Annotated in this window: 10 protein-coding genes; 7 read left to right on the top strand and 3 right to left on the bottom strand. The window is 69.8% G+C overall.

What is annotated here, in order from left to right; translation table 11 throughout:
• Positions 1-146: 146 nt before the first annotated feature.
• On the bottom strand, positions 147-854 hold the full coding sequence (locus tag ABFX51_RS28675) for a MerR family transcriptional regulator (protein WP_346055501.1): 708 nt from the start codon (positions 852-854) through the stop codon (positions 147-149).
• Positions 855-917: 63 nt separating this feature from the next.
• On the opposite strand from ABFX51_RS28675, the gene ABFX51_RS28670 reads away from it, so the two are divergent.
• The 5 genes from ABFX51_RS28670 to ABFX51_RS28650 all read left to right on the top strand — a co-directional run bounded on the left by ABFX51_RS28670 (position 918) and on the right by ABFX51_RS28650 (position 5,879).
• Entirely contained in the window at positions 918-1,376 is a 459-nt protein-coding gene (locus ABFX51_RS28670) for a DUF6194 family protein (RefSeq protein ID WP_346055500.1), read from the top strand.
• A gap of 223 nt (positions 1,377-1,599) precedes the next feature.
• On the top strand, positions 1,600-1,791 hold the full coding sequence (locus ABFX51_RS28665; RefSeq protein WP_346055499.1) for a hypothetical protein: 192 nt from the start codon (positions 1,600-1,602) through the stop codon (positions 1,789-1,791).
• 2 nt (positions 1,792-1,793) lie between these two features.
• A complete protein-coding gene (locus tag ABFX51_RS28660) occupies positions 1,794-3,536 on the top strand; it encodes an alpha/beta hydrolase (RefSeq protein ID WP_346055498.1) in 1,743 nt (580 codons plus the stop codon).
• Position 3,537: 1 nt separating this feature from the next.
• A complete protein-coding gene (locus tag ABFX51_RS28655; RefSeq protein WP_346055497.1) occupies positions 3,538-4,176 on the top strand; it encodes an LppA family lipoprotein in 639 nt (212 codons plus the stop codon).
• Positions 4,177-4,748: 572 nt separating this feature from the next.
• Complete coding sequence (locus ABFX51_RS28650) at positions 4,749-5,879, top strand: low temperature requirement protein A (RefSeq protein ID WP_346055505.1); 1,131 nt, start codon at positions 4,749-4,751, stop codon at positions 5,877-5,879.
• Positions 5,880-5,929: 50 nt separating this feature from the next.
• Here the strand turns inward: ABFX51_RS28650 and ABFX51_RS28645 are convergent, their stop codons facing one another.
• Together ABFX51_RS28645 and ABFX51_RS28640 are read right to left on the bottom strand one after the other, a co-directional pair.
• On the bottom strand, positions 5,930-7,159 hold the full coding sequence (locus ABFX51_RS28645) for a L,D-transpeptidase (RefSeq protein WP_346055496.1): 1,230 nt from the start codon (positions 7,157-7,159) through the stop codon (positions 5,930-5,932).
• Between the two features lie 107 nt (positions 7,160-7,266).
• Positions 7,267-8,157, bottom strand: a complete 891-nt coding sequence (locus ABFX51_RS28640) for a patatin-like phospholipase family protein (protein ID WP_346055495.1) — start codon at positions 8,155-8,157, stop codon at positions 7,267-7,269.
• 92 nt (positions 8,158-8,249) lie between these two features.
• Here ABFX51_RS28640 and ABFX51_RS28635 point away from each other — a divergent pair, with 92 nt between their 5' ends.
• Together ABFX51_RS28635 and ABFX51_RS28630 are read left to right on the top strand one after the other, a co-directional pair.
• The gene (locus ABFX51_RS28635; RefSeq protein ID WP_346055494.1) at positions 8,250-9,239 is read left to right on the top strand and encodes a hypothetical protein; all 990 of its coding nucleotides are present in this window, start codon (positions 8,250-8,252) and stop codon (positions 9,237-9,239) included.
• Between the two features lie 25 nt (positions 9,240-9,264).
• Complete coding sequence (locus ABFX51_RS28630; protein WP_091504390.1) at positions 9,265-11,199, top strand: acyl-CoA dehydrogenase family protein; 1,935 nt, start codon at positions 9,265-9,267, stop codon at positions 11,197-11,199.
• Positions 11,200-11,202 lie beyond the last annotated feature (3 nt).

Here is an 11,202-nt window from a genome sequence, read left to right as displayed (position 1 = left end):
ACGGCTCATCGTCATACCTCCTGCTCAGGAACCTACATAACCCCTGAGCCACAAAGTCTGACGCGCGCCCCAACGACCACCCCCGACCACCCACCACCACCGCCCTCGCCAGCCCCACCCCCAGCACCCCCCAACCCCCGAACCACTCACCCCTCCCCAGACAACAACCGCCCAAGTGCCCCAGCCGCATCGAACAACGCCCGGGCCCGCCGCTCGATCACCGCGCTCCTGACGACCAACGCCGCCCCCACCTCCTCCCCGCGCCCGAGCCGTGGCACCAGCGCCCGGAGCGCCGTGATGCCGTAACCGGCGAGCCGGAGCTGGTGGACGATCCGCGCCGTACGGACCTCCGCGGGCGAGTACCGCCGAGGCTCCCGAGCGGACGCCCGCGAAGGGACCACCAGCCCCTCCGCGTCCCAGTGCCGCAAGGTCGACGGGCGGACTCCGATCGCCTCGGCGAGTTCCGAGATGCTCAGCGAATCCGACGGGCGCACGTCGGCGATGGGCTCCGCCGCGATCGCCTCCGCGGCCTGCTTCGCGAGGGCCAGCTCCCGGCGTTCCGCGTCGAGCCGGGCGTGGGCCGCGTCCAGCAGCGCGAACAGGTCCGAACCCGGATACGCCTGCGCCGCCCGCATGATCGTCTTCGCCTCGACCGGGCCCGTGGCGGTCGCGAGCGCCCGGTAGGCCAGCGCCGACCACACGTGCCGCTCGTCGTAGCTGCGGTAGCCGCTGCCGGTGCGCGCGGCGGGAGGCAGCACGCCGTCGCGTTCGAGGTTGCGCACCTGCTGCACCGAGTACCCCGCCCGCCGGGCGACCTCGATCGTCCGCAGACCGCCCGATTTGCGGGTTGTCACCGGATCACCAGGGCAGACCAGAGCCGGAGCCTCCACAAGCACATGAATGAGAGGCTAGAACCCATGGGCATCACCGAGATCATCGAGTTCGTCGGGGGACTGGACGGCGTGCTGACCCTCCAGCCGGGTCCGGGCGACGGCTCACCCGAAATCAGCTGGGGCGACGCGTTCTTCTACTACGCACCCGACGGCGTGGTCCCGAAAACGCAGCCCTTCGCGACGATCGTGACGAAGGACTACCCGGGCGACGAGACCTCCCGCCTGAACCGCCCAGGTGCCTTCCGCGTGAACCTCTTCGCGGGCAAGGAAATCTTCAAGCAATGGACCGGTCATACGCCCCCCGAAGACGCCGAGGATGTCGTCATCGCGCACCCCGTCTACGGCAGGCAGGGCTGGCTCGCCGTCGTGAACCCGGGCCCCCGCACCGAAAACACGGTCCGGGACCTGCTCCGCGCCGCACATGATCTCGCCCGTTCCCGCTGGCGACGAAACGACCGGCGAGGGAGTGGTAGCGGTGAGTAGACCTACTCAAATCCGCTCGAACCGGTTGAGCCCGCGCCCTTCGATCCCGTAGCGTCACGAGCTGAGCACAATGCGCAGCTGGCTACCGTCTGAGGGGGCGGGTATGACCGGATACCAAATCGTCATCGACGACATCGCGGCAGCGGGTCGTGCTGCACAGCGAGTGGCGAGCGTGCTCGGTTCCCTGGGCTTCGCCGGCGCTGTCCCGGCTGGAGAAGCTGGAATGCCCGGCGCACGCGCCGTCGCGAAGCTGGCTGCGGTGAAGGACGGTTGGGCGCGGCAGGAGAACTCGCTCGCCAGGGGGTTCACCGACTACGCGAACGACCTGGCCCGTGCTGCCGAGTTCTACCGGGCACACGAGGACGCCGCTCAGCGCGAGCTGCGCCAGTTCGAGATGCCGAGCGGGATGAACTGATCGTGGTCGGCTGGGGTGAGGTGATCCGGTGGAGCCCGGAACCGCTCGCGGAGCTGGTGACGGTGCTCAACAACCGCTACAACCAGCTCGTCGGCTGTGCCGATGAGCTGCGCGCGGCCGGGATACCGGAGGGCTGGGCGGGACCGGCCGCGAACGCCGCCGCGGCGGAAGCCGGCCGGCTCGCGGCCGTGGCGGAAGAACTGGCCGCCGAAGGGGCCATGGTGCGCCGCGCCGCGGGGGACGTGTCCGATGCGATCACCGGCATACTGCACGGCGTCGCTGAGGCGCGAACTCTGGCTGCCGCGCACGAATTCCAGATTGGTGACGACGGCAGCGTGACCGACCACGGACCGCCGCCCGTGTGCACCGAGCAAGACCCCGACGGCTCACAGGACACCGCCGACCGGCAGCGGATCGCCGTCGAGCTGCGGGACCGGGTACGAGAGGTGCTGCGTTCCGCCGAGGACGTCGACAACGACTTCTGCGCGGTGCTGGACCGCGTTCTCGCCGGCCACGTCATCGCCCCGGGCAGTGAGGACACCGACCTGGCAGCCGCCGGGAATTCCGGCTGGGTACTCGGGTCGTTGAGCATCCCGGCGCCACCGCCCGGGGCGACACCGGCGGACAACGCCGCGTGGTGGGCCACGCTGTCGCCCAACCAGCAGGCCGTGCTACTGCGCGACCATCCCGAGCTGCTCGGCAACCGGGACGGGCTGCCCGGGGAGATCCGTTCGAAGGCGAACCTCGCCCGCATCCCCGCGGAAAGAGCGGAGATCCGGCAGCGGATCGACGCCGTCACGCAGGAGCTCGCCGATCTCTCCAGCCAATCGGAGGTCTCGCCGGGAGCGATCCAGCGGGTTCAGGACGAGATCGACCAACTCGAAGCGAAGCTCGGGTCCCTGGACGCTGTCGAGGCCGCCATGCGCCGCCCCGGTGAGAGGCAGCTGCTCACCCTCGACGTGTCCGGCGACCGCGTGAAGGCAGCTCTCGCCGTGGGGAACGTGGACACAGCCGAACACGTCGCCGTGTTCACCCCCGGATTCACCTCTACGGTGGACCGGAGTCTCAGCGGCTACGACAACGACATGCAGAACCTGCAACAGCATTCTCAATCACTGGCCGACCGCTACGGCGACGGCGGGCAGGTGGCCACCGTGACCTGGATGGGCTATGAGGCCCCGCAATGGAGTGACGTGCTCGGCGGGAACCAGTCGGTCGTTTCGGATCACCTGGCCAAGGTGGGCGCGGAGAAGCTCGACGGGTTCCTGGACGGGCTCGGCGCCTCCCACGACAGCACGGGGAACCCGTTGCACCTCACCGCCCTGGGCCATTCGTACGGCAGCCTCACGACCGGAATCGCCTTGCAGCGGGACACCCCGGTCGACGACGCCGTGGTGTTCGGCTCACCCGGCCTGGACGCCGACGAGCGGAGCGATCTCAAAGTCCCGGACGGACACCTGTTCGCTGCCATGTCGGACCGGGATTCGATCCCCAAGCTGGACATGCTTGATCATTTCGGCGTGTCGCCCTACGACATGCCCGGCGTCGATCGCGTGGACACGGGGAACGCGGTCTCGGTGGACGGTGCACCTCTCGACGCGACCCACACGCACAGCGAGTACCTGCAGGAAGGCTCGACCAGCCAGTACAACATGGCCGCGATCGTCGCCGGCCGACCCGAGCTCAGAGTGCCGTACGCGCCGGCGCCCCCGGCACCCGTGCCCCAGCCCCCAGTACGTCGCTAGCGTGACCCCTGCCCGCCACCGAACCCTGGAAACGACCATGAACCGCCTCATCCGCGCAACCCTGGCCGGTCTGATCGCCGCCGCACTGGTGCTCGAACTGGCCGGGTGCGGAGGCGACGACCGCACGGGGAGCCCCATGTCGGCAACACCGGATCCGAGCCGTCTGGCCAAGCAGTTCGCCGACCTGGTGCAGCGCCCGGACATCGACCAGGCCACCGCGCGTTATGAGGCGATGTCGGGCCAGATCCGCGACGCGTTGTCGCGGGTGTACCCCGACCTGCGGTGGCGGCAGACGAGCCAGCTGACCGGCGCGGCTTGCGGGTTCGGCTACCCAGGCCTCGAGACCGACGGCGAACAGCGCGGACTGGCCAACTGGATGGCGCCGGGGAGCATTCCCGACGGGCGCTGGGACGAGGCCGTGCAGGTCGTGCGAACCGTGGCCCTCAAGTACGGCTTCGACAAGGTCGTGACCACGGTCAGCCGGCCGGAGGACCACGAAGTCGTCTTCTCCGACCTGTATGACGCCGAGTTGAACTTCGGTTCGGCTGTCAACACCACCCTGTTGGTGCGAACGGGGTGCCACCTGACCGCGGAGGCGAAGAAACGGGGACACCCGGCCTTTTCGCCGTCGGGCAGCTGAGGTTCGTCCGAGGCGGACGGGCTGGTTCGCGTTCGTGCTCTCCTCCGGCTGAAGCCTCACTACTCACCGCTACAAGCCGGTGAAGCCGCGCTCACCATCGCGATGCTCTGTTCCGCGGGTTTCACAGCCGTCGCGCTGCTGCTCGGCATCGGCGAGCTGCGGGCCCGCCGAGCACGGCGCTCTGCCGAGCAACTACGGCACGTGACAATGGCTGCTCCATCTGAGTGATGGTTTCCTCGATGAGGTAGCGCTACTCAGAGCAACCAGGTAAACCTGGTCAGGCCTTCACTTCGAGAAATTCGCTACGGAAAGTGGCGGCCTGGCCCGTGGTCCGGGGATGGGACCACGAGCCCGGCGAGCCGGGGTCGTCCGGCTGGGACATCCGCTCGTTTCTCACGCTGCTGTCGGCGTCCGCGGGGGACCGTTCGGCAGCCGCGCGAAGGCACCTGCTCGGGTGGGCCCGCACGGAGGGGGAGCCGGGCTCACCCGAGCCCTCGTGGTGGGATGGCGGGGTCCAACCCGTCCGGCCCGAGGGGAGAGCCGTGGAACGCACCCGAGTCTGGTACCGCCCGATGCTCGCTCGCGGACGCGCGGAGGAGCACCGCGCCTCGACGCCGCTGGAGCTGCTGTTCGACCTGTGTTTCGTCGTCGCGGTGAGCCAGGCCGGCGTCCAGCTGCACCACTCGCTCGGCGAGCACGAGATCGCCCACGGCGTGGGCACCTACTTCGCGGTGTTCTTCGCGATCTGGTGGGGCTGGGTCAACTTCAGCTGGTTCGCCTCCGCCTTCGACACCGACGACGTGCCCTACCGCGTGGCGACGTTCGTGCAGATCGCCGGGGCGCTGGTGGTCGCGGCCGGCGTGCCCGCGGCCTGGCACGAGGACTTCTCCATCGTCGTCGCCGGTTACGTGCTCATGCGGCTCGCCCTCGTCGCGCAGTGGCTGCGTGCCGCGCGGCAGGACGAGACGTACCGGCCGACGGCGCTGCGGTACGCGCTGGGCATCACCGTCGTGCAGATCGGCTGGCTGCTCCGGCTGGCGGTGCCGGCTTCGTGGTTCGCGGTGAGCTTCCTCGTGCTCGTCGTGGCGGAGCTGCTGGTGCCGGTGTGGGCCGAGCGGGCGCGCGCGACGAGCTGGCACCCGCGGCACATCGCCGAACGGTACGGGCTGTTCACGCTGATCGTGCTCGGTGAGTCGGTGCTCGCGGCCACGACGGCGATGGAGGACGCGCTGAGCAGCGGCCACGAGGTCGGGGAGCTGATCGCGGTGGCGGTCGCGGGGCTGGCGATCGTGTGCTCGATGTGGTGGGTGTACTTCGACCGGCCCGGGCACCGCCGCCTCCTGCAGTTCCGGCGCGGGTACGTCTGGGGCTTCGGCCACTACCTGATCTTCGGCTCGGCCGCAGCCGTCGGCGTGGGGCTGGAACTGACGATCGACCACGTCACGCACACCGGCCACCTCGGCACGACGGGAACCGCGCTCGCGCTCACCGTGCCGGTCGCGCTGTACGTGCTCAGCGTGTGGCTGCTGCACGTCGGCCCGCGCAACGAGTGCCGCCCCATCGCGCTCGGCTTCCCGCTGGCCGCGGTGCTCGTGCTGGCGGCGTCGGCCACCCCGGTCGCGGTGTACCTGGTGGCGGTCGTGCTGGTCGCGCTGGTGGTCACGATCCTCGTCGCGACACACGGCCACCCCGTCGAGGACTAGACGAGAACGGCCCGCGCCCCCGATGGGAGCGCGGGCCGCGTCGACGTTCCTCAGCTCAGCGCGCTGCCCTTCTGCCACGCGTCCCAGGACAGGGCCCAGTCGCCGTAGAGGTCCCACACCGGCAGCTGCTTGCCGCCGGAGTTGCTCACCTCCACGACGTCACCGAGGCCGAAGTTGTTGAAGAACCACTGCGCGTTGTCGGCGTTGAGGTTGATGCAGCCGTGCGACACGTTGGATCTCCCTTGTGAGCCAACGCTGTTCGGGTTCTCGTGCACGAACTCGCCGTCGTTGGACATGCGCAGCGCCCAGTGCTCCTCGGACCGGTACCAGTTGGGGTCGCCCTGGCAGACCCCGTAGGTGCACGAGTCCATCGTGTAGTCCTTCTGCTTGTCCGAGATCACGTGCGCGCCGAGGTGCGTGGGGGTCGAGTCCTTGCCCATCGAGATCGGCATGGACTTGACCATCTGCCCGTTGTGGAAGATCTGCATCTGCTCGGTGTTGCCGTCCGCCTTCGCGATCCACGAGTCGTGCACGTGGTAGGTCTCCGTGCGGTCCGTCGCGCCGTACACGCCGTTGCCGAAGTCGACGCCGTAGATCTTCGCGCTGACGGTGATCGTCGTGCCCGGCTGCCAGTACGTCTTGGGCCGGTAGTGCACGTTCTTGTCGTCGACCCAGTACCAGCTGCCCTGCTGCGGCGGGTTCGACGTCACCGACAGCTGCTTTTCCACGTCCGCCTTGTTCTTCACCGCGTACGTGAACTGGAAGACGATCGGCTGCCCCACGCCGACGCCCGTCTGCGCCACCGCGGAGGGCGCCGGGATCATGTTGGGGTTGGCCTGCTTCGCGGGTGACAGCGTGCTGACCGTGCTCTGCTCCTCGACGGTCTTGCCCTTCGCGTCCGCCGCGTGCGCGTCGATCGAGTACTTCGCGCCGTAGCCGAGCACGTCGCTGGACGTCCACGTCGTCTTGTCGGGCGACAGCGTCCCGTTGACCTTCGTGCCCTTCGTGGTGTTGGTCACGGTCACGTCGGTGATCGTGCCGTTCGCGGCCTTCACGACGATCGGCGTCTTCGGGTTGACGTTCGTCGTCTGGGCGGGCTCGATCGAGACCTTCACGGCCGCGCCGGCCTCGGACGAAACCGGGGCACCGCCGCCGGTCGTCGAATTGTTGTCCGAATTGTCTGAACTGCACGCCGAAAGGGCGAGCACGGTCACCAGTACCCCGGTGAGCAGGCCGGATCGCGCTCTACCGGAGAAGCGTGAAGAGTTGTTCAAGAACATCTGGTCTCTTTTGTCGTGGAGGTCGGGAGGAGCGTGCCTGGTGCTTCAAACTACCGCGCTCCTACAGACGCCCGACCACGTGGTTTGTTGCCGGGGAGTGGCGTGCGTCACCACTGTTCTTCGACGCCTGACACGACTTTCACACCCGGCCCGCCGTAAAGGCCAGGACCGTCGACATCAAGGCTCTCGAGGTGTACCCGCGCGGCTTCATACGCACGCTCCGTCAGTTCTCCGGTGTGACGGAAATCCAAGGGGCTCAACCGCATCGGCACCGGTCCCGGCAGGTACACGACGGGTACTTCGGCCGCCGCGAGCGGCGCTTCCAGCACCGCCTGGTTCCGCATGCTGATCATCGCCGTGTACATCAGCACTTCCGCGATCGTGCGCGGCGGTGACGGGATCTGGCCGGGGAACGCGCAGTCGAGCACCACCAGTGACTTCGCGCCCATCGCGAGCGCCTGCCGCATCGGCACGTTCGCCACGAGCCCGCCGTCGTAGAGCAGGCGGCCGTCGTGCTCGACGGGTGGGTAGATGCCGGGGATCGCGGCGCTCGCGAGCAGTGGCGCCAGCAGTTCGCCGGAGCGGAACAGGTGCGGCTCCGCGGTGTCGACGTCGGTGGTCACGACCCCGAGCGGCAGCTTCAGGTCCTCGAAAGTCGTGTGCTCGCCGAGGTGTTCGCGCACGATCGCGGCGAGGCCGGTGTTGGGGAACAGGTGCGTCTTCGCGTGCCGCAGCGTCCGCACCTGGCTGAACACCCCGCCGGGAAACGCTTCCTGACGCGTCATGTGCACCCAGATCTCCGGCAGCCGCCGCGTCGCGTCGGCCGGTTCCAGCGCGAGGAACGCGCCGTTGAGCGAGCCCACGGACGTACCGGTCACCAGGTCCGGGTGCACGCCGTGTTCGTCGAGCGCGCGCAGCATCCCGACCTGCATCGCGCCGAGGCTGCCGCCTCCGCCGAGCACGAACCCGATGGGGCGGGGGAGGTTCAGCTCGGTCATGCCCTCGATCGTCTCTCGCACGGCGGGCGGCGGCCATTCTTGGTGACGAATTCGATCGCTCCGCGTGGATCCGGGCTCTACGCTCCTCGTCCGTGATCCCCGTGGCCCACCTGCCCGCGTTCGAGAGTGACAGCACCGCGCTGCACCTCGCGCACCTGCGCGAACGCGGCCGCGTGCCGTGGGGGTGGCTGGCGTGGATCGGGCTGCTCGTCGTGCTGCACGCGGCGTCCGGGTTCGAGGCCACCGACTTCATCGGCCTGCCGGTCGGGCTCGCCGCCTGGCTCGGCTGGACCGTCTGGCGCCGCCTGCGGTTCGTGCGCTGGACCCGCCCGGCCGAAGCCCTGCTGCGGGAACAGCCCTGGTTGCCGGTCGACGTGAGCCTGCGTGGCAGGCGGATCGTGGCCGGCGGGACGGTGTTCGCGCTGCCCGGGATGCCTCGTGAGGTGCGCAACGTCATCGCGCGCACCGGGAGGGTGTGGTTCGTCGGCCCGGACGGCGGGCTGGCGGTGATCCGCGTCGAGGGTTCCGGACGGCCGTGGCGCGCGCGGGTCCGGCGGAGGGCGGGACGGGTGACCGCGCCGAGGGCGGTGGACCACTGGTGGCGGAAGCGGCGGCGGTTCCGGCTGGCGGCGGGCTTCGCGGGGTTGTTCGCCGCCGCCCTCGTCGCGCTGCTCGTCGCCACGGTCATCGAACCACCGGCTCCCGACGAGATCGCCTACGTGCTCGTCGCCTACGGGATGGTCGTCGTTCCCTTGGCGGCGCTGGTCTTCGTCGCGCGACGGTCGCGGCCGCCGGCACCGGGGACCTGGACCCGGATCGCGGGCGCGGTCGACGACGCCGACTACATCGAGGACGACGAGCCGTTGGTCCACGGCTGGGCCGTGCTGCCGGAAATCGGTCCCGTCGAGGTCGAGATCGGCGGCTGCCCGCTCGACCTGTACACCGACATCTGGTTCCACCGGCGGATGTACGTGCTCGGGCGGCCGCGACCGGGCGAGGTCGTGCTCGGGCTGCCCGGCTTCCCGGTCACGGCGACGGCTTTTCTCGGCGGAGAGCCTTCCCTGATCGCTACCAGTGAGTAACACTCGTCACAAAGGCTTGACGCCGATGTTGAGGAGGTGCCCGGTGGCGAAACCGGTGAAGGTGACGGAACAGGAAGCCAGGGCACTCGCCGAGGAGTCGCGGGAAGCGGGCTGGGACAAGCCGTCGTTCGCCAAGGAGCTGTACCTCGGCCGCTTCCGCCTCGACCTCGTCCACCCGCACCCGCGGAGCACGCCCGAGGCCGAGGCGAAGGCGGAGCGGTTCCTCGGCCAGCTGCGGGAGTACTGCGCGACGATCGACGGCAGCGTCATCGAACGCGAGTCGCGCATCCCGGACGAGTACGTCAAGGGGCTGGCGGCGCTGGGCTGCTTCGGGATCAAGATCCCCGAGGAGTACGGCGGCCTCGGCCTGACGCAGGTCGCCTACAACCGCGCGCTGATGCTCGTCGGCTCGGTGAACCCGACGCTGGGTGTGCTGCTGTCGGCGCACCAGTCGATCGGCGTGCCGGAGCCGCTCAAGCTCGCCGGGACGCCCGAGCAGAAGGCGCGGTTCCTGCCGCGCTGCGCGAAGGGTGCGATCACGGCGTTCCTGCTCACCGAACCGGACGTGGGCTCGGACCCGGCGCGGCTCGCGACGACCGCGGTGCCCACCGACGACGGCGAGGCGTACGAGCTGGACGGCGTGAAGTTGTGGACCACCAACGGTGTCGTGGCGGAGCTGGTCGTCGTGATGGCGCGGGTGCCGAAGTCCGAGGGCCACCGCGGCGGGGTGACGGCGTTCATCGTGGAGATGGACACGCCGGGCATCACGGTGGAGCGGCGCAACGCCTTCATGGGCCTGCGGGGCATCGAAAACGGGGTGACGCGCTTCCACCGGGTGCGCGTGCCGAAGGAGAACGTGGTCGGCGGCGAGGGCAAGGGGCTGAAGATCGCGCTGGCGACGCTCAACACCGGCCGCCTGTCGATCCCGTCGATGTGCGCCGGTGCGGGCAAGTGGTGCCTGAAGATCGCGCGCGAGTGGGCGGGCGAGCGCGTGCAGTGGGGCAAGCCGATCGGCGAGCACGCCGCGGTCGCGAACAAGATCGCGTTCATCGCCGCGACGACCTACGCGATGGACAGCGTGCAGGAGCTGTCCGGGCACCTCAGCGACGAGGGCCGCAACGACATTCGCATCGAGGCGGCGCTGGCGAAGCTGTGGGCGAGCGAGATGTCGTGCCGCGTGGCGGACGAGCTGATGCAGATCCGCGGCGGGCGCGGGTACGAGACGGCGGAGTCGCTGGCCGCGCGCGGCGAACGCGCGGTGGGTGTCGAGCAGCTGGTGCGGGACCTGCGGATCAACCGGATCTTCGAGGGTTCGACGGAGATCATGCACCTGCTCATCGCGCGCGAGGCCGTGGACGCGCACCTGTCCGCCGCGGGCGCGCTCGCGGAAGCCGACGCGGACCTGTCCGCCAAGGCGAAGGCGGCCGCGAAGGCGAGCGGGTTCTACGCGAAGTGGCTGCCGCAGCTGGTCACCGGGCGCGGCCAGGTGCCGACGTCGTTCGCGGAGTTCGGCAGGCTGGCGCCGCACCTGCGCTACGTCGAGCGCACGTCGCGGAAGCTGGCGCGCTCGACGTTCTACGGCATGGCGCGCTGGCAGGCGGCGCTGGAGAAGCGGCAGGGCTTCCTCGGGCGGATCGTCGACATCGGCGCGGAGTTGTTCGCGATGGCGGCGAGCTGCGTGCGGGCGGAAATGCAGGACACGGCGGAGGCGCGGGAGCTGGCGGAGGCGTTCTGCCACCAGTCGCGCCTGCGGGTCGAGCGGCTGTTCGACGCCCTGTGGACGAACACCGACGACGGGGACTACGCGCTGACCGCGGGCGTGCTGCGGGGCCGGTACACGTCGCTGGAGGAGGGGGTCCTCGACCCGAGCGAGGGCACCGGCCCCTGGATCTCCGGGTGGACCGCCGGGAAGTCCACTGTGGAATCGGTGGCGCGGCGGACCAGCTCAGGGCAGGGGTGAGGC

The sequence above is a fragment of the Amycolatopsis dongchuanensis genome (assembly GCF_039542405.1).
Lineage (GTDB): Bacteria > Actinomycetota > Actinomycetes > Mycobacteriales > Pseudonocardiaceae > Amycolatopsis_E > Amycolatopsis_E sacchari.
Note: the sequence above shows the minus strand (reverse complement) of the source record. Positions and strands in the feature narration are given on the sequence as shown.

What these genes read in the sequence shown, in the direction of transcription:
- ABFX51_RS28665 (WP_346055499.1), top strand. Translation starts at nt 1,600, where the DNA reads ATGCCCGGCGCACGCGCCGTCGCGAAGCTGGCTGCGGTGAAGGACGGT.
- ABFX51_RS28645 (WP_346055496.1), bottom strand. Translation starts at nt 7,159, where the DNA reads ATGTTCTTGAACAACTCTTCACGCTTCTCCGGTAGAGCGCGATCCGGC.
- ABFX51_RS28630 (WP_091504390.1), top strand. Translation starts at nt 9,265, where the DNA reads ATGTTGAGGAGGTGCCCGGTGGCGAAACCGGTGAAGGTGACGGAACAG.
- ABFX51_RS28670 (WP_346055500.1), top strand. Translation starts at nt 918, where the DNA reads ATGGGCATCACCGAGATCATCGAGTTCGTCGGGGGACTGGACGGCGTG.
- ABFX51_RS28650 (WP_346055505.1), top strand. Translation starts at nt 4,749, where the DNA reads ATGCTCGCTCGCGGACGCGCGGAGGAGCACCGCGCCTCGACGCCGCTG.
- ABFX51_RS28640 (WP_346055495.1), bottom strand. Translation starts at nt 8,157, where the DNA reads ATGACCGAGCTGAACCTCCCCCGCCCCATCGGGTTCGTGCTCGGCGGA.